This is a genomic window from Sphingobacterium sp. 40-24 (assembly GCF_001899705.1).
GTDB classification, from domain to species: Bacteria; Bacteroidota; Bacteroidia; order Sphingobacteriales; family Sphingobacteriaceae; genus Sphingobacterium; species Sphingobacterium multivorum.
In genome coordinates this window covers 239,854-265,076 of the sequence record NZ_MKWH01000021.1, presented here as the reverse complement: position 1 = coordinate 265,076, position 25,223 = coordinate 239,854, and the positions used below count along the sequence as shown (strand labels likewise).

Sequence of the window (25,223 nt, the reverse complement as noted above, 5' to 3'; positions counted from 1 at the left end):
CGATTATGACATAATTCTCCATTAACCAATAAATTTCCTATGATTTGCTTACCAGGGCAACTCAAAATATGTAAGCGTTCGGTCGCCATCTTTTGCCTAGTAAAAGAAGGGATATTTTTCTATATCATGTTCATAATGATGCAAAAGTAAATAAATTTGGTTTTATATACAAAAAAGATAAATTGTCTTCAAGAACTAATAAAAACAATTCGTATCCTATTTATGTTGACGAGTGGCCTTTAGATCCCAATGCGCTCTATTTATTCACTTAAACACGTTATCGATTTATTTGCTGGCCCCGCTTTTTATTTCGAAAATGACATGCGATTAAGAAATCTTGTCCCAGGCAATGCCATCTGATTTTCTGGCGAGGAAGCTTCGCAGCAACTGATTCTTTTCGCTTTGTAGCGTTGGGTCTTCTTTGAAGATAGCAATGACCGTGTTGCGGCATTCTGTAAGCAATGCCTGATCTGTCGCCAGATTCGCCATCTTGAGGTCAAGTACACCCGATTGTTGCGTGCCGGAGATGTCGCCCGGGCCACGTAACTGTAGATCGACTTCTGCAATTTCAAATCCGTCATTGGTACGCACCATGGTATCCAGCCTTAATCGTCCTTCTTTGCTCAGCTTATTGCCCGACATCAGAATACAGAAAGACTGTTCAGCACCACGGCCTACACGACCACGCAATTGATGCAGCTGGGATAGTCCAAATCGTTCGGAATTTTCAATGACCATCACCGATGCATTGGGAACATTAACGCCCACCTCGATAACGGTAGTGGCAACCATAATCTGTGTTTCGTGTTTGACAAAGCGCTGCATCTCAAAGTCCTTGTCCTTTACAGGCATCTTGCCATGAACAATACTGATCTTGTATTGTGGTAATGGAAATTCACGTTGTAAGTTCTCCAAACCTGCTTCAAGGTAGATCAGGTCCAGTTTTTCGCTTTCCTTGATGAGGGGATATACCACATAGACCTGTCTTCCCTTGGCGATCTCCTCACGCATAAAACCAAACATCCGTAAACGGGAGCTTTCAAAAAAGTGAACAGTCTTAATCGGTTTACGCCCAGCAGGTAATTCGTCAATTACAGAGATGTCCAAGTCGCCATACATGGTCATGGCCAATGTGCGTGGAATTGGTGTCGCTGTCATGACCAACATATGCGGTGGAATGACATTCTTGCGCCAGAGTTTGGCCCGTTGTTCCACGCCAAAGCGGTGTTGTTCGTCAATAACAACGAAGCCCAGGTTCTTGAACTGTACCTTATCCTCGATCAGGGCGTGGGTGCCAATTAAAATATCTAAGCTGCCATCTTCCAGTGCCTGGTGGATCAAACGGCGTTCCTTTGTGCTTGTGGATCCTGTAAGTAGCTTGATATTGACGATGTCATCGCCCACGAGCTGCTTTAGTCCATGATAATGCTGTGTCGCCAGGATTTCTGTAGGAGCCATCATACAGGCCTGAAATCCATTGTCGACAGCAAGCAGCATGCTCATGAGGGCAACAACTGTTTTCCCGGAACCTACATCGCCCTGTACCAGGCGGTTCATCTGCGCACCTGTATTGGTATCCATGCGGATTTCCTTCACAACGCGCTTTTGCGCTCCTGTCAAAGGAAATGGAAGGCGCTCGTTAAAGAACGTGTTGAATTTTTCACCGACTTTATTGAACCGCTGGCCTCTGAATTTCTGTGTGTTGAGCTGCTTGTTGTTGAGCAGCTTCAGCTGAATAAAAAATAGCTCTTCAAATTTGATGCGTTTGATGGCCTGGTTCAGCTCCTTTTGATCGCTTGGAAAATGGATGGAAGCGAAAGCCTGTTGCCTGGAAATGAGACCATGTTTAGCAAGCACATCCTGGGGAAGCGATTCGTCAATACTACGGAATACGGTTTCCAATGCAGTCTGTTGTAAGCGTTGGATTCCCTTGGTATCCAGATTAAACTTTTTGAGTTTTTCTGTCGATGAATAAACCGGCTGTAAACTCATATTGCCGATCTGTTTTACCTGCGGGTTATACAGATCCATTTCGGGATGGGTAATGGATAGCTGGCCATTGAATTCGCTCGGCTTGCCATATATAATATAGGCGGATCCGACTTTCAATGATTTTTGAAGCCAGGGGATGGACTGAAACCAGACCAGTTCCATGGAGCCGGTCTCATCTTTGAATGAGCCAACAAGACGTTTCGTTCTCTTTTCGCCCACGAGCTGTAAAGAAACCAGACGGCCCAGCACCTGTGCAGCCATCATATCGGGGTGAAGTTTCCTGATTTTATGAAACTCCGTACGGTCGATATAACGGAAAGGGTATTGTGTCAATAGATCGCCAATGGTAAATACCTGTAGCTCTTTTTTGAGTACATCTGCTTTTTGTGGACCTACACCTTTGAGGTATTCTATTGGAGTAATTAAACGTAATTCAGCCATTCTTCTTGATGGCTAAATTACGAAAATTTATGCGTTTATGGAGCTGTTTCTTAGGCTCGAGTAACTATTTTGAAGCAGATTCTTCATATTTAATGTCCGCTTTTCCTTCTTTACAGATCACGCCCAATGGTTTGCGATAAGATATACAATTTATTTTGGGCGCCATCATTGGTTGGTATATTTCCATTAGTCGGTTGTTGTCATTGATCATGTTTTGCAAGGTTGTTTTGTCTACCGATTTATGATAGGGGAGGTAACTTGTTCCACATACTGTCCGTATTTCTATCATTTCCCATTCTGTGGCATCACTACATGCTTTAGGGCTCGCAAAGGCAATGATTTTACTGTATTTTTCATCGGATAGGGATTCGAGTTCCTTTTCTGTTTTGTCTTTGTAGGGATTTTCTAAATGTGATTCTGATTTACAAACAACAAATAGCATGCAACATGCCAGGAGGGTGATAAAACCCAGGATTGAGAGATTTTTCATAATATTCTTCTTGGTTTTTTTAATTGAACGGGTAATTCTTTGCCTCTGCTACAGCAGATTTCTATTAAGTTTTTGTTAAGAGAAATTTGATTTTGAAATCTTTTGTGGATGATTTCTGTTGTATTGTAGGTTTGAAACAACAATATGTTGGTAAAAATGTAGTTTTAAAACAACATTATTTAGTTGACTTTGTAATATAGTTACAACAAGCTGGAAACTTTGATTAACTTTCAAGATATCATAAAAAAGGGGCAATCCATAACTGGATTGCCCCTTTTTGAGATTTATCTCGGCTAATCTCTCGATTAGAAATTACCCTTATTTACATCCCACCAAAGTCTGGTACCGCCGTTGTCAGGTCCGCCCAACAAGGAGATTGCAGATTGTACTTCAGCTGCATTTGTATTGTATTCATTTTGTGGGAACGGTAAACGACGGATCTGTATTTTAGTATCGATCAGTCCACCGCTATTGTTGACCACAACAGGGAATAGACGCGGATATCCTGTACGGCGGAATTCACTCCAGGCCTCTTGTCCTTCAGGGAAGATCGCCAACCATTTTTGCGTAATGATACGTTCCAATTTTTCTTCGTTGGTAGCGCCCTCATTCCATTTGATGGTCAGTGCGCTAGGTGAAGCTGCGTTATTCTTCGCGTTGAAAGGATCCTCGTAAGCCGCTGCCTTACTTGTATTATCATTGAGATAAGTGCTTAACCCAGCTGATACACCCCATTGTGTAAAGGACGTTTCCACTCCTTTTTCATAAAGTGATTGCGCTGTTCCCCCAGCATTGTTCCAACCTCTCAATGCTGCTTCGGCACGGAGGAAGTAAACCTCAGCAGCAGTCATTAATATCGGTGCTGTAGTCGCTACGAAAGTTGGCGTTGTACCTTCGGTATTCAAAGCCGATAGCTTTTGGTATTTATCCTTTTCGATGCCGTCTGCTCCTGTACGGATTCCGATATATTTTCCCGCGAAAGCTGTTATTGTTGCGTCTTTAATGACGGGGGACATATACTTAGAGATACGAGGGTCGTTCAATCCGGTCATATAAGACGAAAGTGTCGCATTGATACGCGTGTCAGCCCAGTTTTTGGAAATAAACCAAAGTGGGTTGCTGTAGGTTCCATCTGCTGGTACAGTGATCTTGAAGTTTTCGCTATTACTTTCCAATACACCGCCATTTGCTGGATCCAATGCTTTTTCAGCTTGTGTTTTTGCTAAAGTTGCATCGATTTTAACCAAACGCATCGCTAAACGAAGACGTAACGAATTGGCGATTTTTAGCCAATTTTTAAATCTGACCTGATTATCGGTATTCGGAAATACCAAATCGATCTGGTCTATTTTAGCAGCCATTGGGCTATCCGCTTTGTATGATTTTAATGCTGTTACAGCCTCATCGAGCTCTTTGAAGAAAGCAGCATATACATCGGATTGTTTATCGTATGGAACGGTATTGGAGGTGCCTACTTTACTATAGGGGATAGGACCATAAATGTCCGTAACACGGCTGGCAGCTTCTACTTTGATCACCAAAGCCGAACCCCATAATGCAGGGTAAGTCTCTGCAAGTCCATTGCTTTTTAGCTTTTCAATAGATTTAATAACATTCAAATAAAGTACTTTAAATGGTTCTCCATTCCATCCATTTACCATGGCGTAATTCAGGTTGTTCTGCCCGCTATTAAACGGAGTAGGAGACATGAAGAAACCTGAAAATACATCCGCATTTAGATTCTGTTGTACCTGATAGGAATTGGGATCGCCCGCGCCCGAGAAATTGTAAATAGACATCTGTGCATTTCGCAAGAAAATGACAAGATCTTGGCCATCACCTTTTAAATCCTCATCCGTAACGCCAATGTTATTTTTGTTATAGTCCTCAAAATTCTTGGTACAACTACTTAAGGTGCCGCCAAGCATTAAAAAAGCGAGTGAGAACTTGGATATGTTTTTTATGTTAAATTTCATCTTTTAATCGTTTGTATTTTAAGACTATATAAAATATCCTCGTCATTTTTACCGATATATGTGTTTTTTAACGAGGGATATTTCATTGTTGGTCGTTTAGAAAGTCGCATTTAGTGTAAGACCATAATTACGTGTTGCCGGCATCATAAAGATATCCACCCCACTTAAGGAATTACCTGTAGACATCGTTACTTCAGGATCGAATGGAGCCTTTTTCGAAATATAGAATAGGTTTCTTCCTACAGCATTTACGCGAAGTTTTTTGAAGAAACTGTCTTTAATATTGAAGTCATAACCGAAAGTCAATTCACGCAACCGCACAACCGTTCCGTCGTAAATATATTGGCTGCTAACGGGACCCATACCAGCCGTGGAAGTGTACCATTTTTCGGCGTCCACTGTTGTTACGGCTTTACCGCTTGGTGTAACCCCATTGATGCTAACACCGCCATTGGCACGGGCGTCGCCACTCGCTTTCGAGACACCGTAACCGTCAAGCAACGCTTGCGTCACGGACATCACTTCGTAGTCAAATTTACCATCGATCAGGAAGCTTAAGTTGAAATTTTTATAATTGAAACTGTTGTTCCAGCCCATTTGCCAAATTGGGTTCGAATTCCCGAGTTTGGTATAGGTGTTGTTTTTCTGCGGAATACCGTCCTCGGAAATAAGAATCCTTCCTTGGTCGTCACGTATAAAATCTTGACCATAGATGTCTCCGAAAGAACCACCTACTTGCAATTTAGATGCAAAATTATTACGTCCCTCACCTGTTAGGGTAAATTCAGAAATACCGTCTGCAAGTTTTACAATTTTGTTTTTATTATACGTAAAGTTGAGGCTGGTTGTCCATTTAAAATTGTCATTTCTGATCGCATCCAATGATACCAATGCTTCTACCCCTTGATTTTGAATGTCGCCGGCATTAACTGCATACATGTTGTTGAGGGATGCATTTCCAGCTGCAATTTTGAAAAACTGATTGGTGGTGTTTGTTTTGTAATAAGTAACATCCACATTCAAACGGTTATTCCACATGCGCCATTCCGTACCGATCTCCAAGGAAGCCGTTTTTTCTGGTTTTAATTCCTTCAAAAAGGCAATATCATTCACGGTTAGTACCGCATATGGGTCTACCCGGTTGGTAAGCAAGGTAGTGTAAGGAGGAAGATCATTTCCGACTTTTGCGTATGAACCCCGAATTTTGGCCATATTCACAAATTCAGGTAGATTAAGCTTGTCGTTCAAAACGATGCCCAAACCGACCGACGGATAAGCGTATGGGTTTTGCGGTGTATAGGCTAATGTGCTCGACCAATCCCAACGCGAAGTCAGATCCAAATAAATCCAGTTGTCATAGGCTAAGTTAGCCGATGCAAATACCGATTGCAATTGTCTTCGGTTTGCAGACAATGTCGAAGTGACCGGAGTTGTCGTATTTTGGATAAAGAACTGATTGGGAACTTTGAGTCCATCTTTGCCGCTGGTAAAATCTGTACCTTCTGTTTTCCAGTCGGTGATACTCGTTCCAACCAATCCTGTAATTTGTAATTTATCGCCAATATTAAAGTTCATGTTGGCCGTTAAATCACCGTATTGTTGGGTGATCGTGGTATTGGTATAGCTATAAGCTCCATTTTCACGCGCTAAAATGTGCTGTGTGCCGGCATAAGCTTTCCGGTCCCATACTTCGCTGGTACGGTCTACACTACCGCGGGCCTGCACGCTGATCCAAGGTGCAATTTTGTATTTCGCACTACCATTCAAGAGCAAACGATTACGTGTTGAACGTGTAGAATTACGGTTCATAATCCACCAAGGATTTTGTTGGGTGGTTTCGTCGTCCGAAAGCGTAAACCAGTTTTGATCGTAAAGATTACGGCCTGTGTTGAACGTTTCGAAATTTTTATAATCCGCAATATTTAAGCTTCGAGGTAATAGGTAGGTTCCAACTAATGGATTATAATAGAAACCTGAAGTAGGTGCATTATCTAATTTTTGGGTAATGTAATTGGCACTTCCTTCAACGGTCAGCTTATTATCAAAGAATGAAGCACTTTCCTTGAGATTGAAGTTGTGACGCATCAGGTCATTTTCTGGAAGAATACCTTTTGCAAGGGTATTGGCATAAGAAAAATACGTTTGGTTTTTCTCGTTACCACCTGACAAAGTCAATGAATTGGTGAAGTTGCTACCCGTACGGAAAAATTCACCTAAGTTATCATAGTCGGCACCATTGGTTTTGTCGCCCCAGCTAAATACACTGGTGTTACTGTTTTTGCCACCCGAACCTTGACCATATTGGCTTTGGAATTTCGGTGTCGATACAGCTTGTTCGATCTGTGCACTTGAGGAGAAGTTGATCGTTGTGCGACCTTGTTTACCTGATTTCGTTGTTACCAAGATAACGCCGTTGGCCGCTTGGCTACCATATAATGCCGCCGCAGATGCTCCTTTTAATACGGAGATATTTTCGATGTCTTCTGGGTTGATCAATGAAATAGGATCGCCACCATCACGTTGTCCGCCGAAAACGTTGTCTGGCTGGCTTGCTAATGTCTGATTGTTGATTGGAACACCATCGACAACATAAAGCACTTGATTGTTACCGGAAGCCGATTTGTTACCACGCAAAATAACTTTTGCTGAACCACCTGGTCCAGAAGAGCTGGAAGCAATGTTAACACCTGCAACTTTACCGTTTAAATTATTCGCCAAGTTGGTGCTTTTAACTTTGTTTAATTCGTCACCACTGACCTGTTGTGTAGAGTATGTTAATGATTTTTGTGCACGGCTAATACCCAAAGCAGTAACGACCACACTTTCCAGTTGCTGTGTCTGTTCGTCCAGACTTACCGTCACTGTCGTTTCGCCAGGACCAAGTGTTACCGTTTTGTTTTCATAGCCGACCGTACTGATGTTTAATATGCGGTTTTTGTCGTCGACATTGATCTGGAATGCACCTTTAACATCCGTAGAACTTGCGTTGGAAGTGCCCAATACTTTGATTGTGGCACCTGGAATAGGAGCTTTGGTTTTAGCGTCTACAACCGTTCCCTTTACTTGGCTGGTTTGCGCGTGCAATAAAGATGCTGAAAAAAGTATTGTTGGAACAATACCTAACACCCTTAATGTAGAGTATAATTTGTTATTCATATAGTATATGTGTTATATTCAGTTTTTTATATACATATTTTCATAACGGTGAAATTTTAATGAAATGGGCTAATTCCATTTAGCATTTTGGTTAGAAGAGAAGATATTGAATAATCGGGGGGCAAAATAAGTGATTATTTGTAATAGTGTGTTTGCTATTCAATACCTGTTATAAGAAGAAAGAGTGGTATGATTTCCCTTAATAAAGATCTAATTTACTATAGTTGAGCAAAAATCAAAAATTTTATGAAACAAAAATGATACACTTTAATTGTTTTTAGTGTTTAATATTTTGATAATCAATGTATTTTGTGTTTTGTCATTTTTTTTGTCGAATTTTAGCTGGTTGGTGGATATGAATAAAATAACTGTTTTCTGCTAGAAACTGGCCATTCCATTTGGATGAAGTTTCCTATTGCATTGGGTATCATTGTGCTTAACCGCGTGATGGCCTTGCAAAAACCTGTTTGATGTTTGTAGCATTAAATAGCATGATCGCAACTAGTATAATTCCGTAAGCGACATATTTGATTGGAGAAACGGGTTCTCCGAAATAGGTTGCAGCCAAAGTAAAAGCGATCAGTGGATTAATATAGAGCAGAACGCCAGTCGTTGTTGATGAAATGCCAATGAGTGCATACATGCTCAGGAATAGGGGGATAATCGTGAATAGCGATGCGATAAGAACTATGGTGCCCCAAAATATGGGGTCTGAAGGAATTGCATGATGATTATAGATTAGTTTGGGGATCACAAATAATGCACATATACTGAGCTGGACCACCAATTGATTGAGTTTATCGAAACCCGTAGATACCCTTTGTACGATCAGATAAAAAGCGTAACAGGTGGCAATAGTGATAGCCCAAAGGACATCATGAAGCGAGCCATTTGCAAGGAGGCAAACGCTGCCAAAGGCAATAAAAAGCGCTGTTTTTTGCCATTTCGTTAGCTTCTCCTTGAGCATGAGATAGGCACCCGCCGCCGTGATCAGGGGGCAGGTCAGGTAAGCCAATGCCGCAGACTGAATGCTAATATGGTTGACCGCATAGATATAAGTAAACCAGTTGCCAAAGATTAACGCCGAAGCGAGGAAGGTAAGACAAATTTGACGGATCTTGCCCACTCGAGGTAGAAGCTGAAACTTAAGAATATCAGCTTTAAAGGTTTTTCTTCGAAACAGCAGCAGATATATCCAAAGGACTAGAAGTGCAGTTATTATTCTAAAATAGAGAATATCCTCCGCCGGATAGCCGCGTATCCAGCGTACAGGGATAGACATAAATCCCCAGATAAAAGGGGCCAAAAAAGCCGCGAAAAGATATTTTCCGCGGCTTGCTGTTTCGTTGTTATTTTCCACGGATTAATCTTTCCAGGCAATGACCGAAATTTCGACATTTACGTTCTTAGGAAGGGTTTTTACCGCAACACACTCACGCGCTGGTTGCGCTTCCTTAAAATATTCGGCATAGACTTCATTGACTAAGGCAAAATTACCCATATCACTTAAGAAAATCGAAGCTTTGACAACATCTTCAAAAGTATATCCCGCATTGGTCAAGATAGCTTCTACATTTTTTAGTACCTGATGCGCTTCGTCTTTCACACCCGATGAAATTAATTCCATTGTTTCGGGAACCAGAGGAATTTGTCCAGAGACATATAATGTATTACCGGCTTTGATTGCCTGGTTATATGGTCCTATTGCAGCAGGAGCTTTGTCGGTATTTAAAATTTCTTTTTTTGACATGGATAACAGTGTTTAGGATGTAAAAAATATTTTGTAGATCAGGCCCAATAAAAAGACAATAATGGCCGTTGCATTAATAATATGCATAGCTTTTATGCTGCCATTTGTGGGGCGATCGGCGTTACGCTTTCTAAAGAAGTACATGGAACTAAGTTACAACAGTAAATTAGAAAGTGAAAATGAAAAGATCAAAAACTTTGAACGGATTTCTTGTAGACTACAAAACAAAATCTTATGCAAGTGACAGGTTTTTTTTGAATTTTGGTAACTTGGTAATGAAATAGAATTTATATGAATAAGATAGCATTAATTGGTGGCAAAATATACACTGGTGAGTCGATTTTGGAGCAAAGAGCATTGCTGATCAGCGAAGGTAAAATTGTAGCGATTGTCCATGATGATGAGGTGCCTGCAGATTATACCAGTTATCCAGTCGGCGGGTCTAATATTTGTGCTGGGCTGATTGACCTTCAATTGTATGGTGACGGATCGGACTTGTATTCTGCCGAACGTAGTGTAGCATCTTTGGAACGCATCGCTGAGGGTTTGGTCCGTAAAGGCACAACTTCTTTTATGATGACCTTAGCGACCAATACCATTCCCGTATTTAAGGATGCCATTCGAGTGGCAGAAGGCTTTCGGCACGATGCATTTCTAGGATTGCATCTGGAAGGCCCCTTTTTGAATTCTAAAAAACGAGGTGCACATCCCGCGGAATTAATCATCGAGCCTACAAAGGAAAAGATTGACGATCTTTTGGCCGGAAATCAGGTTGTCAAGATGATGACCATTGCGCCAGAATGTATCGCTGATGATATCTTACAGCATTTGCAGGGCTATAATCTATTGCTCAGTGCTGGGCATAGTGATGCGACTTTTGAGGAAGGTACCCACGGCTATGATCTGGGAATTCCAACAAGTACTCACCTGTTTAATGCCATGTCGCCTTTACATCATCGCGAAGTCGGGTTGGTCGGCGCAATTTTTAATCATCCGACAGCACAAGCAAGTATTATTGTAGACGGACATCATGTCAGCTTTGAAGCCGTAAAAATTGCGAAACGTCAGATGGCTGAGCGGCTGTTTATGATTACAGATGCGGTAGCCGCCTGCGATAAAGACATCTATCATCACGTATTGAACGATGGCTATTATTCCCTGCCTGATGGCACCATTTCAGGAGCGGCAATCTCCTTGCTTGAGGGGGTAAAAAATGCTGTGCAAAAAGTTGGTATATCGCTTGATGAAGCGATCCGAATGGCAACACGGTATCCCGCAAATCTTTTAAAAAGGACGGATATTGGAAACCTCAATAAGGGGAGCATAGCGAATGTCATTGTCTTTAACGACGACTTTAAGCTGGAGCAGGTGATCTTCAATGGAGAGTTCAAGCGTTGATCTATGTCGGAGAAGATTAACCGATTGGCCGTGATTGACTAATATTATATGTATCTTCGTTCGTTATTTTGAAAAAACACTATTCTATAGCTTGATGAAACGTTCCCTATTATTTTTAGCGACAGCACTTTTTGTTTTATCTTCTTGTTCATCCAAGAAAAATAAGAAACAGGAGCCTGTCAATACCACAACTACAAATGTCGAAATTGTAAAAAAAGATCCACCTTCGGTACCCAAGCGCGAACGGGTGAAAAATACAATTGAAACAAAAGAACAGCCGGTTGCAGAAAGGAAGAAGGAAATTGTTGTCGATCTTCCGGTGTTACCGCGCGAGTTTCGCGCCGCTTGGGTGGCTTCTGTTGCCAATATCAATTGGCCGAGCAAAAATAACCTGAGTACCGCCGAGCAGCAACAGGAAGCAATTGGTATTTTGGATTTTTTGAAAAACAATAATTTTAATGCTGTTGTTTTTCAGGTGCGTCCATCAGCCGATGCATTTTATAAAAGTGATCTTGAACCCTGGTCTTATTTTTTGACAGGTACAGAAGGACAGGCACCTTCCCCTTATTATGACCCGCTTGATTTTTGGGTTGAGCAGGCGCATAAACGAGGAATTGAGCTGCATGTTTGGTTGAACCCCTACCGTGCCCATCATACTGCTGGCGGTGCTGTTACTTCAGCTTCCATGGCACGTAAAATGCCTGAGTCGGTTGTCAAATTGAAGCAGGGCTATTATTGGTTTGATCCTTCTAAACAATCTACACAGGACCACGCTGCACGTGTGGTTATGGATATTGTCAAGCGTTATGATATCGATGGTGTGCATTTCGATGATTATTTCTATCCTTACGCGGAATATAATGGTGGACAGGATTTCCCGGATTCGGATAGTTACAATGAATACAAACGTAATGGCGGGGATCTATCACGCGGAGACTTCCGCAGAAATAGTGTGAATACCTTTATCGAACGGATTTATAAGGATATTAAGAAAGAGAAGAATTTTGTAAAATTCGGTATCAGCCCCTTTGGTATCTGGAAACCGGGTTATCCGTCAGGAATCCAGGGATCTAGCCAGTATGATATGCTTTACGCAGATGCTAAATTATGGTTGAACAAAGGCTGGATAGACTATTTTGCTCCCCAGTTGTATTGGCCTATACAGCCAGCCAGACAAAGCTATACGGCTTTGTTAAAATGGTGGGAAAGTGAGAATACCATGGGACGCCACCTTTGGCCGGGCATCAATACAGTTGGCAGACGTGGTCCGGAATATGTTCAGGAAATTGTTAATCAAGTGGAGGCAGCACGTACACTATTGCCTGATAACCGGGAAGGGGTGATCCACTGGAGTCTGGCAGGGCTTATCAAAAATCCGGCTATGACACAAGCTTTGGTCGATGGGCCTTATCAGGTGAAAGCATTGGTGCCAACAAGTCCTTGGTTGAATGCAAATCCTTTGTTGAAACCGACTTTGTTGGTAACTCCACAGGGTGGTACTACTTTTGTGAAATGGCAGCACCAGCAAATTGATCAGGTTGCAAAATGGGTATTGTATCTCAACTACGGTGGCGTATGGCAATATGAGATTTTGGATCCAGGGGTTACAGGTAAGGAGATCCCAACGACATTGAACAACAAAAAACTGCAGTATGTTGCGGTAAAGGCTGTTGACCGTTTGAGCAACGAAGGTCCTTATGCCGCAGAGAAGATAAAATAACGAGCTGTTGTTTCATCAACGCGTAAAAAAGGGATATCTGAATTTTGGATATCCCTTTTTTGTATCATTATCTATCGGTAATGGTCAGGACGAACCTTCTGTTGGCGCGTGTACGTAAGCCCATGTGATTCATTCAGGTTTTGTTTTGAATTGTAATCTATCCAAAGTAAATTTATGGGTATGGAAGAAATCTATAAAACGGTAAGCGAATCTGTGATTCGGATGTCACAGCTGATGTTGCCCTCCAATGCTAATTTTGGCGGTAAAATTCACGGCGGTTATATTTTATCTTTGATGGATCAGATCGCTTTTGCGGTGGCATCTAAATTTTCTGCACATTATTGTGTGACGGCCTCCGTTGGCAAAGTTGATTTTTTGAAGCCTATTGAGGTGGGCGAATTGGTGACATTGATCGCTTCTGTGAATTATGTAGGTAACTCTTCTATGGAAGTCGGTATTCGGGTAGAAGCCATGAATATTCAGACGGGCGAAACCAAGCATTGTAATTCCTCTTATTTTACGATGGTGGCAAAAGATGAAACAGGCAAGCCCGCCCGGGTGCCAAGGTTAATATTGGAGACCGAAAAAGATGTATTTCGTTTCTACCGCTGTGTGGTGAAGATGGAAGTCGACAAAGAAAGAGACCGTGCTATTCATGATCTGGAGACAGATTCTGCGGAGCAGCAGGCCTATATCAAGCAGCATTTTGATGTGAAGATCAGTCTGAGCTCCTAGGCCTTCTTTCCTTTCTTACCATTCAAATGTCCCTAGATATTTACTGTCTGTGCATTCATCGCTTCCGTCTGTTTTGTAGAAAAATACATAGACATGATAGTTGCCGACGGTTTGCTGTCGGGACAGGATAGCTGTCTGTGTTTTATGCGTAAGAGGATTCATGCTTTCATTTGTGAAAGCGCACTCATCGGGATTGTATAGTAGCAAACGGCAATCACTTGAACTGATGTTATGTTGTGATACAGTATTTGCATCATATTCCCAGGTGAGTGTAAATGTTCCTGTCTCTTCATCTACCTGAAATGTATGTGTTGAAATGGGATTGGGGGTTATTCCTTTGCGTAAGCACGCTGTTATGTGTTGGATGCTGCATGCTATTGGTGGTTTTGTTGTGCTAATGTTTGTTTTCTGCTATCAAATTCGGTGAAAAGGCCTTGCTAAATGCTTTTATAAGATGTTTTGGTTTTTATTTTGCTGTGCTGTGCGTTTTTGTATCTGTTTTTATAGGGATTAATGGTTTTTTTGCTGTCAGATTGTGCGTTAATGTGTTTATTGTTATTTCTTTTTCAAATAATTATGCATAAGCTTGCAAAAATAGGAAGCTTTTCATACTATTGTGTAGTAATTGATATAAACTTAGGGTTGGAACCGCCCGTTATGGAAAATTATTAACAACTAACTAAAAACCATGAATAAAAAAATTCTCTTATTCTGTTCAGGGGTGATGCTGTCAACCAGTTTATGGGCACAGACCAAAACTGTAACGGGTAAAGTGACGAATGCTTCTGATGGTGGTACAATGCCTAATGTAACCGTGAGCATCAAAGGTAAATCTGTCAGTACACAGACCAAGCCTGATGGAAGTTTCACCATCAATGCGGAGCCAGGCGATATTTTGATTTTCAGAGCCGTGGGTTCTCAGGAAAGACAACAACTGGTTGGGACAAATGCAACGATCAATGTTACGCTTTCTGGCAGTGAGGAAGCGCTTGAAGAGGTGGTTGTGACGGCCATGGGAATTAAGAAGGAAAAAAAGGCGCTTGGCTATGCTGTTCAGGACATAAAATCGGATGAGTTGATGAAGAATAAGACGGCTAACGTGGTCAATTCATTGGCAGGGAAGATTGCAGGGGTTAATGTAACACAATCTTCTGGAGCAGCAGGTGCAGGTGCGCAGATTATCCTTCGCGGGGGTACTTCACTTGAGCGGGATAACCAGCCCTTGTTTGTTGTCGACGGTATTATCTACGATAATTCAACGCCCATTGGAGGAAATAGTGGGTTTGATGGAATGCAGGCTACGTCAACTTCCAATAGCAACCGTGTCATGGATATTAATCCAGAAGATATTGAAAATGTTTCCGTGTTAAAAGGCCCTGCGGCAGCGGCGTTATATGGATCACGTGCAGCGGCTGGAGCTGTTGTTATTACGACGAAACGTGGTAGTGAAGGGCGCGTTGAAATAGGCTTTTCGAATCGTTTTTCTGCAAATTGGGCTAATCGGTTACCAGAACAACAAGGTAAGTACAAGCGTGGCTACTATAATAGCGCGGGGACATTAGATACTTATACAACACAATCTTGGGGAGAGGCATTCAAGCCAGGAGACAAGGTGTATGATAACGTTGGAGACTTTTTCCGGACGGCTACCGTTTTTGATAACACAGTCAATGTTACTGGGGGAAACAAGAATGGATCTTTTTATTTGTCTGGATCACGTTTTGATCAACAGGGTATTATCCCAGAAACTGGTTATGGAAAAACGGCTTTTCGCTTTAATGGTGATCAAAAATTTGGAAAATTAAGTGTGGGAGCCAATGTGGCCTATACTTTAGCGAATACCGATAAGACTTTAACTTCGGCAGGGCTGTATGGTTCTGGGGGAGCCGGGGCAATTTCTTCAGTTTACGGTTGGTCAAGAAGTGATGATATGAAGAAATATCTAAACGATGATGGAACTAAGTATCGGATGTTCGAAGGCTTGCAGGAGCTTCAGGATGATGTTGAAAATCCTTATTGGACGATTAATAAAAATAAATTGACCGATAATACAGAACGGATTACGGGAAGTATTAATGCCAATATGAACATTTTTGATTGGTGGAATGTCTCTTATCGCGTCGGGATGGATAGTTATTTAACAAAAAACTCTACATTAATTGCTGAAAAAGGGGCTGTTAAACAGCTTTGGCAAAACGGTATGATGTCTGAGAATGATTTGAAATTCAACTATTGGTCTTCCAATTTAATGTCAAATTTCAATAAGAAAATAGGTGATTTTGATTTAGGGGCTATGATCGGTTATTTTGCTGAAGAGACCAAGGTGAATACAAATAGAAGGATGGGGTATGATTTTGTCGTTAATAACTTCTATAGTTTTGGAAATATTGATAAAGCAAATAAGCTTTTTGATGAAGTTACCTCCAAGAAGAGGTTATATGGCCTATATGGTGAATTACGGGCTTCCTATAAAAATTTCCTTTTCTTAAATGTAACCGGTCGAAATGATTGGACATCCACGCTTCCGGTTGCCAATCAATCTTATTTTTATCCATCTGTGGGAGGAAGTTTTGTTTTTACGGAGTTGTTGAAAGATAAAGGTCTAGACTGGCTGAGCTTTGGTAAGTTGCGTGCCTCGTGGGCACGTGTTGGTAAAGATGCTACACCATATGCTACAAATACCTATCTGTGGACACCTAGAGAATCCCTGGGCGGAATAATTGCAACAGGAAATAGCTGGACAAAAGGGAATCCAAATCTTAAACCAGAAACTACGGGATCTTTTGAAGTTGGGGCTGAACTACGTTTCTTAAACGGTCGATTGGGCTTAGATTACGCTTATTATACCAATAATTCGTATAATCAGATCCTTTCACCACGTTTAGGACAGTCTGTGGGCTATATATTCGTCTCGGTCAATGCTGGCGATATTTACAATAAAGGTATGGAGCTCTCCTTAACAGGTAAACCTATTAAAAGAGAAAATTTTGAATGGGATGTTACCTTAAATATGTCTCGAAATAAGGGAACAGTAGATAACCTGATTTCTGGCGTAGACATTCTTTATGTTACAGATGTGCAAGTTGGTAATGCTAAGGCTGCGTCATTCAATGGCGGAAGTTTTATGGGTATTTCTGGATCGAAATATGCACGCACTCCGGATGGTAGGTTGATTCTTGATGCCAATACGGGTATGCCAACGAGTGATAATTCAGCTACGTATAATATCGGAAATCGGGAGCCGAAATTAATTGGAGGTTTAAATAATAGTTTAACCTATAAAAATTTCAACCTCTCCTTCTTGTTGGACTATCGTATTGGCGGTGATATTTATAACGGAACCGATTATGCGATGACACTTAATGGATTGAGCATGCGTACATTGGAACGTGATGAATTGACATTGTCTGGTGTTGTGAATACTGGGACAGCTGCAGCTCCAGTTTATGAGGATAAAACATTTACATTCAACGCAAATGAATCTTATTTGGTGAGTGGAGCGCAAACAAGTGGTAAAAAGATTATTCAAGACTATTGGGGGATACATTATGTGAAAGAGAGTGCCAATTTTATGAAAAACACCAACTGGTTGAGATTGCGCACTGTTTCCGTCTCTTATGATTTCGGAAATTCTTTACTTAAAAAATCTAATGTTTCCAAAGTTATTAAAGGATTGACAGCCACGCTTACAGGTACGAATTTATGGCTTTTGACCAATTACAAAGGGCTTGATCCAGAAGCTAGCGCGGCAGGATCGGGAGTGACAGGTTCGAGTTCCGTTGGTATTGATTATAATGGAGTGCCAAGTACTGCAGGTGTAACTTTTGGTGTTAATTTAAAATTCTAAGCACATTATGAAAAAATCAAAATATTTATTGGCCTTGTTGATAGGGGTGGCGACTCTTTCTTCCTGTAGTAAGGGTTGGTTAGATATCAATGTGGATCCCAATACACCCTCTAGCACTGTGGCGTCAGTTGATAGTCGATTGGCATGGATTCAGCATTATTATTTATATGCCCAAGGTACTGCTGGTGCAAGAGCGGGTTTTGTGACGCAACAGTTGAGTTTTACGAGTAGCACTGCATCCAATAGTATGATCGCAGGATGGAATCCCATAGCTGGGATGTCGACAACGCCTTATCAATTCTTTTTTGTTGGAGCAGGCGCCAATTTCTCTGATTTAGAGGCGAAAGCCAAAGCAGAAAATGCCTATCACTATATTGGTGCAATGAAGGCTATTCGTGCCATGGGTTTTATGCTTATGACGGATTGGTACGGGGAAATGCCGTATACAGAGGCATTAGGTACCGCAATTACGCCTAAATTTGATGACGGAAAGACTATTTTTGAAGGTTGCTTAAAGGAAATTGATGAGGCTATTGCTTATCTCAAAATGGAGCAGCCTGCCACAGCTACAGCTTTGTCAGCGGGAGATAGCTGGAACGGTGGAGATGTTTCGAAATGGATAAAGATGTGTTATGGGGTAAAAGCGCGCTGGCTAAATAACTTATCGAAAAAATCAAGTTTGTATAAGCCCGACGATATTTTGGCTGCATTAAATAATGCGCCATTATCCATTAATGAAAGTACAATTGTAAATCATGTTGATGTGCAGGGAGATAATCTTGGTGATATTTTGTTTGCAGATCCAGTGAAGACTTCCATTGTTTATGATAATGTGGGGATGAATTCCAATATTCTGGTTACCAAATGGTATGAGAATTTGTTAACTAATTTTGATAACAAAAATGTCGAAGATCCGAGAGCAGATAAGTTGATTCCATGGGCAGAATATGGTATTCCGAAGAAAATGACGCGTTCTAAAGGAGTTGATATGCAGTCTGATATTCGTATGAAATCAGGTCCCATTGTCGCTTCTTATAATGCCAAAGATGTTGCTATTACAAGTAATAATCGTTCGGTGGCACCGCATAGTTGGTATATCAATTCAGCGAATACTGCCCGATGGGGTGATACAGTATATGTTTCGTTCAGAAGTACCTCGAATGCAAAGGCAGAGAAAACACCAGATATTTATAAATGGGACGATGGTGTAGTTGCTGCAAGTGGCACTTTTTATTCAAGGCCTGATGCACCGACTCATCTCTTGACGGCTGTTGAAATGAATTTTATTAAGGCAGAGGTGTTATTTAAAAAAGGTGATAAGGCTGGTGCTTTTGCCGCTTATAAAACCGCTATACAAGGGCACATCGATCTTATGAATCTTAAGTTGGCTACTTATGGTAACGTCAATCAAAGCAAATCTCCGATGGCTCAAAGTAAAATTGATGAATTTATCAAAAAAGGAATCGGAACTGCTGCGGATATTACACTGTCGAAAATTATGACGCAAAAGTTTATAGCGATGTCGTTTACGCAACAGAATTGGAATGACATGCGGCGGTACGATTTTAGTGCTAATGTATATCCAGGCTGGAGCGTTCCCTATGAGTACACGGTTACAGCGGCCGCAAAAACTAAAATACCCGATGGTAAGCAATTTAGACGTGTTAGGCAAGTGTCGCATGAGATCAACTATAATGCTCAAAGTCTAATGGCATCACATCCTAATGCTTTAAGTGATGATATATGGTCATTCCCGGTTTGGTGGGATACCAAAGAATAATTTTAAATTTGAAAGCCGCAACTGCGGCTTTCTTTATCTAGTTTGTTTTTTGTTATGAAATATTGTATTAATTTCCTTCTTCTTTTTATACCATTTGTGCTTTTTGCACAATCACCCAAAATTATTCAAAAACCGATTACCTGGGATAAGAACCGTATTCAACTTTCATTGGAGTACCTCAAAAATCGGCACGGTCTATCGCAGTCGACTCCGGTTATCCATCCCAAAATGGTGGTAGTGCATTGGACCGCGAATAACAGCGTGAAAGCGACCTTTAATACATTCAATCCTACGCGGCTTCCGGGGCGTCCGGAACTGACCAAGGCCAGTGCCTTGAATGTATCTTCGCAATTTGTCATCGATCGTGACGGTACGATTTATCAGTTTTTACCAGATTCTATTTTTGCGCGGCATACCATAGGTCTCAATTATTGTGCAATAGGGATAGAAAATATAGGTAGTCGTCAGAATCCACTGACTGATGCGCAACTAAAAGCCAATGAAGAGCTTATCCGTTACCTCAGTAAAAAATATCCCATCGAATTTGTTTTAGGTCACCATGAGTACCAACGTTTTAAGAAAACAAGCTGGTGGAAAGAAACTGATCCCAATTACATCACGGGTAAAGATGATCCGGGAGATAAATTTATGCATGAGCTAAGAAAGCATCTTGTCGATCTGAAATTGAACCCCCTACCTTAAATCATGCCTAATCGAAAAATTTCGTTCTGCAGGTAAATTGCGTTTTCCTACAGGAATAAGTAATAAGTGTGCAATTGGTGATCGTTTTGCAATATATTTTGCTGGTTTGCTGTATTTTGCTGTATTGTTAATAAAATGTTAATTGTATTTGATTTGTTACGTGAGCGTGTGCTCTGCACACTTACTTATTTTTCTTTTTAATCGCCTGATTTATTGTAATCAACTGTATTTCAATTTATTGTAATGTATTTTTGCTTTCAGTCTCAACTAATATATTGCGGTTTAATTCCTGTTACAGAACTAATTTGTAAGTGAATACTTACTTTCTTTTGCGTTTTTATGTTGCTTTAAGTTTTAAAAACGAAAAGTTCTACTTACTTTTATTCTGATTTTCAATTATTCGTGCATAAAACTGCAATTTGTGCATGATCTAAGAGTCTATTTATGATGAAAAATGCCTTATTAAAGCTATCCTTTTTAATTTCTGTTGTTGCTTGGGTTTCCTGTGGGAATTCGTTGAAGTCTACGCAAGCGAGCAAAACCGCAGTAAACAGCATGACCGGCAGGGTAACGAGCCAAGTTGTTGTTCCGGGCGCAGATCAACTTACGTTGTATTTACCACAACTAAAAGGTAAGAAAGTGGGAGTAATGGGAAATCAAACTTCCATTGTAGGGGCTGATAAAAAACATCTTGTCGATGTCTTGATCGATAATAAGGTTGATTTGAAGTTTGCCTTTGCGCCTGAACATGGTTTCCGCGGGAACGTTGAACGTGGTGAGAAGTTTGGGAATGATATTGATCAAAAGACTGGTTTGCCGCTGTTTACATTGTATGGAGGTAATAAGAAACAAGATTCTATCGTCAATTCAATTGATGTGATGATCTTCGATCTGCAGGACGTCGGGGCACGCTTTTATACATACATCACTTCTTTGCACCGTGTAATGGAATTATGTGCAAAGCATAATAAAAAATTAATTGTACTGGATCGTCCAAATCCAAATGGCGACCAGGTGGATGGACCTGTAAGGCATGATGATAAGTTTAAATCAGATGTTTCCTGGCATAAAATAGCCATGATCCATGGTTTAACAATCGGCGAACTGGCGCAGATGATCAATGGAGAGCGCTGGCTTGAGCATGGCCGCCAGGCCGATGTAACGATTGTACAGGTCAAAAATTGGAATCATAATAGCAGGTATGAGCTGCCGGTCATCCCATCGCCAAGTCTGCCAAATTATCTTTCTGTTCGGTTGTACCTTTCATTATGTCTTTTTGAAGGTACGGATATTTCGGTAGGTCGGGGTACGGATTGGCCGTTCCAGGTATTAGGTTATACAAATCCGGTCTATGGCTCTTTTACGTTTACACCGGGCGAACGTCACGGTATGTCCAAACATGTGGAGGGTAAAGGAACAGTCAATTATGGTGTTGATTTGCGCGGTCTGGATGCTGATCATCAAAAATTTACCTTAAAATATCTGTTGGACTTTTATCAAAAGACACCTGATAAATCCACTTTCTTCGCGCGGCCTGAATTTTTTGATAAGCTTGCGGGGACAGATCAATTACGTAAGCAAATCCTTGCCGGACAATCTGAAGCTCAGATTCGTGCTTCTTGGTCCGATGACCTGAAAGCCTATAAGCAAATGCGTAAAAAGTATCTGCTTTATACTGATTTCGAATAGCAATAACTAACAATATTAACTAGAATCATTTATTTTAAAACTCTATAATCAATGCGAAAATTTGTACTATTTTCTGTTGCTCTTGGATTGAGTTTTCCTTCTGAATCCTATTCTTTTGCAAAAAAAGAAGGTGCTTTGAATCGCGACAATTTAACAAGCGCCTTTCTGAGTTCTTCTGCAAAAAATGCGTTTCAAAATACGGTGCAAGGTACTGTAAAGGATGGAAAAGGTCCAGTCTCTGGGGTAAGTGTGTCTGTGATTGGCGGTACTGCGTCAACTAAGACTGACGCTCAGGGGCATTTTAAAATTACAGCTGCCGTGGGGAGCAAGTTGCGTTTTTCATTTGTAGGATACGTGACAAAGGAGGTTGCCGTTACTTCAGCTACGCTTGATGTAACGCTAGCTGACGATAATCAAGCGTTGGACGAAGTGGTCGTTGTCGGTTACGGTACGCAGAAAAAAGGTAACCTTACTGGTGCGGTTTCGTCGATCAATGTGAAGGAGAATCTACAGAGTCGTCCGATCGCCGATGTCGGCCGGGCAATTCAAGGGACGACGCCAGGATTTAGTGTTACTGTACCGAGTGGTGAGGTTGGATCTGATCCTACCATGCGTATTCGTGGTGCAATATCTTCCATTCAAGGGAATAGTAGTCCATTGATCTTGGTGGATAATGTGGAAATCCCGAGTATCCAATATGTAAATCCGGATGATGTTGAGTCGATCACCGTATTAAAAGATGCTGCCTCTTCGTCCATCTATGGTGCGAAAGCTGCTTTTGGTGTCGTATTGATTAAGACGAAAACAGGTGGAAGTGCGGAAAAGGTTACCGTAAATTATTCTAATAACTTCTCATTCCAAAATCCATATAAAAAGTTGGAAATGGGACGTGTTAATGCCTTGAAATATACCATTGACGCATTAGAAAGAGTTGGCGGAACCGAAACTGGTGCTTTCTATAAAGTAAATAGAGAAAGTTATGAACGCGCAGTGGAGTGGGATAAAAAATATGGATCTTCAATCGGGAAAGATGATCCAACGGTATATGGCAGAGACTGGTATGTAGATCCGGGGTCGCCGACGAAAAAGTACGGTGTTAGAACGTATGATCCATATGATTATATGGTGCGCGAGTGGGCTCCCACACAAACACATAACTTGTCTTTAAATGGTACCATTAAGAAGACACAATATACAGCTTCATTTGGTTCGTTAAACCAAAGCGGTATGTTAAAGGCCGGCGATTCGGATAAGTTTAAACGGTATAATGCTGCATTAAGACTAAATACCGAACTGAATAAATATGTGACTATTAGGGGTGGAGCGATGTTTGCACAACGGAACAAGATCTATCCTTATGCGACAAACTCAACAACGGCCGATCCATGGTTGTACATGTATCGCTGGAGTTCCCTTTATCCAATGGGCTATGACGAAAATAACAACCCAATAAGGAGTCCATGGAGTGAAAATGAGGCGGCAAACCAAGCTTCCATGCTTCGCAATTATATTAATTTAAGCGCTGGTGCTACAGTTAATATAATGAAGAATTGGAAAGTAGATGTAGACTATACATTTACCAATGAGGATTATAGCTGGCGTAAAAACGGGACGAGATATACAGCAGCCAATTCTTGGGTAGCAGCTAAACAACGGTTTGATGCACAAGGAAATCCAGTTTATGTCAATAAAGAAGGAGCTGTTGTCAATAAGGGAGATGCTGATGCAACTTTAGCTTATGATCTTTCCAATGATATGTATACAGCGAATGGTTCTGCGCAAGATCATATCTATATGCGTTCACAAAATGAACATAAGCATACTGTCAATGCATTTACAACGTATGAGCTCGACTTGAATGATGATCATAACTTTAAATTTATCCTTGGTTTAAATAGAGTAACAAACGATGGTTCTTACCATTGGACACAGCGTGCTGATTTATTGGATATCACAAATCCTCAGTTTGATTTGGCTGTGGGCCAAATTACGGGTAGCGGTGGTGAGTATTGGGAATCACAATTAGGGTATTTTGGCCGTGTGAACTATGCGTATAAGAATAAGTATCTATTTGAAGGTAATATCCGTTATGATGGTTCCTCCAAGTTTCCAACAGATTTGAAATGGCGATGGTTTCCATCCTTTTCAGCAGGCTGGGTAGTTTCAGAAGAAAAATTCATGGACTGGTCAAGGGCTACATTAAATCAGTTGAAGTTTAGAGGTTCATGGGGTGTTATCGGAAATCAAACGGTACCTTCTGATCTTTATGTTTCAAACATGGATGCGGGTCAGATTAATTACATCGTCAATGGCGCATTGTTGAATTCTGTGGGCACGCCAAAACTGAATTGGCCAAACGTTACGTGGGAAGATCTGGAAACCCTGGATTTCGGTGCGGATGCCAGATTCTTCAAGAATAAATTAGGTTTGACGTTTGACTGGTATCAGAAGAAGACCAAAAATATGTTTGCTCCTTTGGAAGGAACAACACTGACCTTGGGTTCTGCGGCGCCTTGGGGTAACTTCGGTACCTTGACGACCAAAGGCTTTGAATTGGCCATCGATTTTAATCACCGATTTGAGAATGGATTGGGTATTAATTTTAGGGCTAATTTGGATGACTCTAAATCTGTTTTTAGTGGCTATACGTCATTACGCACTACCGGTGTGAATTATAATGGTCGGGTATATGGTGATATTTGGGGGTATGAGACAGACCGTCTGTACCAATACAATGATTTTGTATTGGATGGAAATAACAATCCGCAGTTGGTAAAACCAAATGCAGATATGACCAAATATTATGGAAGTACAGATAACGTCTATCTCTTGAAAGAGGGGCCGAATGGTGAAAAGCCTGTCTATCAGCCACGATTCCAAAATTCAACTAATTTCTATTTTGGTCCTGGGGATGTTAAATTCAAAGATTTGAATGGTGACGGCGAGATCGATAATGGTGACGGTACGATCGATAATCCTGGCGATATGAAGATCATTGGTAATTCGACGCCTCGTTATCAGTATGGCTTTAGATTTGGTGCTGATTGGAAAGGCTTCGATGTTTCAGCATTTTTCCAAGGTGTGGGACAACGTAAAGTTTGGGGAGCAGGATTCTTGGCGATTCCAGGATTTAACACTTCAGATGGAGCAATGCCTGCAAGCTTTGTAAACGATTACTGGACGAAAGATAATCAAGGAGCATTCTATCCGGCTGCATTCAACAACGGCGGTAGTGCGAATGTCAATAATATGCAAGTTCAGTCCCGCTATCTGTTGGATATGTCGTATTTGAGAATTAAGAACCTAACTGTAGGGTATACAATTCCTCAGCATATCGTGCAACGAGCTAAGATAAATAACTTACGTGTTTATGTTTCGTTGGAGAATTTCTTCACTTGGGATAAGCTTCGTGGCTTACCGATTGATCCGGAAGAGGTGGAAGGCTTCTCGATTTTTAATGAAACGAATTACAACGGTGGACGTACAGGTGTTGGAACACCAACATTTAAGAGTGCCTCATTTGGTGTTCAGTTAAACTTTTAAACGA

At 41.1% G+C, this 25,223-nt stretch carries 16 protein-coding genes; 8 read left to right on the top strand and 8 right to left on the bottom strand.

The features are described from left to right. Positions 1-327: 327 nt before the first annotated feature. The 7 genes from recG to BGP15_RS26930 all read right to left on the bottom strand — a co-directional run bounded on the left by recG (position 328) and on the right by BGP15_RS26930 (position 9,949). Positions 328-2,433: an ATP-dependent DNA helicase RecG gene (recG, locus tag BGP15_RS07945; protein ID WP_286752755.1), complete on the bottom strand. Its 2,106-nt coding sequence runs from the start codon at positions 2,431-2,433 to the stop codon at positions 328-330. 64 nt (positions 2,434-2,497) lie between these two features. Then, positions 2,498-2,923, bottom strand: a complete 426-nt coding sequence (locus BGP15_RS07940) for a hypothetical protein (RefSeq protein ID WP_070561326.1) — start codon at positions 2,921-2,923, stop codon at positions 2,498-2,500. A 305-nt stretch (positions 2,924-3,228) separates the two neighbouring features. Next, positions 3,229-4,899: a RagB/SusD family nutrient uptake outer membrane protein gene (locus BGP15_RS07935; protein ID WP_286769172.1), complete on the bottom strand. Its 1,671-nt coding sequence runs from the start codon at positions 4,897-4,899 to the stop codon at positions 3,229-3,231. Positions 4,900-4,995: 96 nt separating this feature from the next. Further along, positions 4,996-8,055 carry a SusC/RagA family TonB-linked outer membrane protein gene (locus BGP15_RS07930; RefSeq protein ID WP_286710261.1) on the bottom strand — a complete coding sequence of 1,020 codons (3,060 nt, stop codon included), beginning with the start codon at positions 8,053-8,055 and terminating at the stop codon, positions 4,996-4,998. Positions 8,056-8,491: 436 nt separating this feature from the next. Beyond that, positions 8,492-9,415 (bottom strand): EamA family transporter, encoded by a 924-nt coding sequence (locus tag BGP15_RS07925; RefSeq protein ID WP_286769171.1) that lies wholly within the window; start codon positions 9,413-9,415, stop codon positions 8,492-8,494. Between the two features lie 3 nt (positions 9,416-9,418). Then, positions 9,419-9,805, bottom strand: coding sequence for a RidA family protein (locus BGP15_RS07920; protein ID WP_046672670.1), 387 nt, complete (start codon positions 9,803-9,805; stop codon positions 9,419-9,421). A gap of 12 nt (positions 9,806-9,817) precedes the next feature. After that, entirely contained in the window at positions 9,818-9,949 is a 132-nt protein-coding gene (locus tag BGP15_RS26930; RefSeq protein ID WP_312128511.1) for a DUF6728 family protein, read from the bottom strand. A gap of 147 nt (positions 9,950-10,096) precedes the next feature. On the opposite strand from BGP15_RS26930, the gene nagA reads away from it, so the two are divergent. From nagA to BGP15_RS07905, 3 genes are all read left to right on the top strand, one after another. Beyond that, entirely contained in the window at positions 10,097-11,203 is a 1,107-nt protein-coding gene (gene nagA / locus BGP15_RS07915) for an N-acetylglucosamine-6-phosphate deacetylase (RefSeq protein WP_286769170.1), read from the top strand. Positions 11,204-11,297: 94 nt separating this feature from the next. After that, entirely contained in the window at positions 11,298-12,923 is a 1,626-nt protein-coding gene (locus tag BGP15_RS07910) for a glycoside hydrolase family 10-like protein (RefSeq protein WP_286769169.1), read from the top strand. A gap of 180 nt (positions 12,924-13,103) precedes the next feature. Further along, entirely contained in the window at positions 13,104-13,658 is a 555-nt protein-coding gene (locus BGP15_RS07905) for an acyl-CoA thioesterase (RefSeq protein WP_046672667.1), read from the top strand. A gap of 15 nt (positions 13,659-13,673) precedes the next feature. Here the strand turns inward: BGP15_RS07905 and BGP15_RS07900 are convergent, their stop codons facing one another. Continuing rightward, entirely contained in the window at positions 13,674-13,820 is a 147-nt protein-coding gene (locus BGP15_RS07900) for a hypothetical protein (RefSeq protein WP_286769168.1), read from the bottom strand. A gap of 526 nt (positions 13,821-14,346) precedes the next feature. Here BGP15_RS07900 and BGP15_RS07895 point away from each other — a divergent pair. The 5 genes from BGP15_RS07895 (at position 14,347) to BGP15_RS07875 (ending at position 25,219) form a co-directional block, all read left to right on the top strand. Next, complete coding sequence (locus BGP15_RS07895; RefSeq protein WP_286769167.1) at positions 14,347-17,505, top strand: SusC/RagA family TonB-linked outer membrane protein; 3,159 nt, start codon at positions 14,347-14,349, stop codon at positions 17,503-17,505. A gap of 7 nt (positions 17,506-17,512) precedes the next feature. Then, positions 17,513-19,285 (top strand): SusD/RagB family nutrient-binding outer membrane lipoprotein, encoded by a 1,773-nt coding sequence (locus BGP15_RS07890; RefSeq protein ID WP_286769166.1) that lies wholly within the window; start codon positions 17,513-17,515, stop codon positions 19,283-19,285. A 54-nt stretch (positions 19,286-19,339) separates the two neighbouring features. Next, on the top strand, positions 19,340-19,987 hold the full coding sequence (locus tag BGP15_RS07885; RefSeq protein WP_286769165.1) for an N-acetylmuramoyl-L-alanine amidase: 648 nt from the start codon (positions 19,340-19,342) through the stop codon (positions 19,985-19,987). Positions 19,988-20,431: 444 nt separating this feature from the next. Further along, positions 20,432-21,676 carry an exo-beta-N-acetylmuramidase NamZ family protein gene (locus BGP15_RS07880; RefSeq protein ID WP_286769164.1) on the top strand — a complete coding sequence of 415 codons (1,245 nt, stop codon included), beginning with the start codon at positions 20,432-20,434 and terminating at the stop codon, positions 21,674-21,676. A 51-nt stretch (positions 21,677-21,727) separates the two neighbouring features. Continuing rightward, positions 21,728-25,219, top strand: coding sequence for a SusC/RagA family TonB-linked outer membrane protein (locus BGP15_RS07875; protein ID WP_159333453.1), 3,492 nt, complete (start codon positions 21,728-21,730; stop codon positions 25,217-25,219). The last annotated feature ends 4 nt before the right edge of the window (positions 25,220-25,223 follow it).

What these genes read in the sequence shown, in the direction of transcription:
- BGP15_RS07910 (WP_286769169.1), top strand. Translation starts at nt 11,298, where the DNA reads ATGAAACGTTCCCTATTATTTTTAGCGACAGCACTTTTTGTTTTATCT.
- BGP15_RS07885 (WP_286769165.1), top strand. Translation starts at nt 19,340, where the DNA reads ATGAAATATTGTATTAATTTCCTTCTTCTTTTTATACCATTTGTGCTT.
- BGP15_RS07930 (WP_286710261.1), bottom strand. Translation starts at nt 8,055, where the DNA reads ATGAATAACAAATTATACTCTACATTAAGGGTGTTAGGTATTGTTCCA.
- BGP15_RS07935 (WP_286769172.1), bottom strand. Translation starts at nt 4,899, where the DNA reads ATGAAATTTAACATAAAAAACATATCCAAGTTCTCACTCGCTTTTTTA.
- BGP15_RS07920 (WP_046672670.1), bottom strand. Translation starts at nt 9,805, where the DNA reads ATGTCAAAAAAAGAAATTTTAAATACCGACAAAGCTCCTGCTGCAATA.
- BGP15_RS07895 (WP_286769167.1), top strand. Translation starts at nt 14,347, where the DNA reads ATGAATAAAAAAATTCTCTTATTCTGTTCAGGGGTGATGCTGTCAACC.
- BGP15_RS07875 (WP_159333453.1), top strand. Translation starts at nt 21,728, where the DNA reads ATGCGAAAATTTGTACTATTTTCTGTTGCTCTTGGATTGAGTTTTCCT.
- nagA (WP_286769170.1), top strand. Translation starts at nt 10,097, where the DNA reads ATGAATAAGATAGCATTAATTGGTGGCAAAATATACACTGGTGAGTCG.
- BGP15_RS07940 (WP_070561326.1), bottom strand. Translation starts at nt 2,923, where the DNA reads ATGAAAAATCTCTCAATCCTGGGTTTTATCACCCTCCTGGCATGTTGC.
- BGP15_RS26930 (WP_312128511.1), bottom strand. Translation starts at nt 9,949, where the DNA reads ATGTACTTCTTTAGAAAGCGTAACGCCGATCGCCCCACAAATGGCAGC.
- BGP15_RS07905 (WP_046672667.1), top strand. Translation starts at nt 13,104, where the DNA reads ATGGAAGAAATCTATAAAACGGTAAGCGAATCTGTGATTCGGATGTCA.
- BGP15_RS07900 (WP_286769168.1), bottom strand. Translation starts at nt 13,820, where the DNA reads ATGAATCCTCTTACGCATAAAACACAGACAGCTATCCTGTCCCGACAG.
- BGP15_RS07880 (WP_286769164.1), top strand. Translation starts at nt 20,432, where the DNA reads ATGATGAAAAATGCCTTATTAAAGCTATCCTTTTTAATTTCTGTTGTT.
- recG (WP_286752755.1), bottom strand. Translation starts at nt 2,433, where the DNA reads ATGGCTGAATTACGTTTAATTACTCCAATAGAATACCTCAAAGGTGTA.
- BGP15_RS07890 (WP_286769166.1), top strand. Translation starts at nt 17,513, where the DNA reads ATGAAAAAATCAAAATATTTATTGGCCTTGTTGATAGGGGTGGCGACT.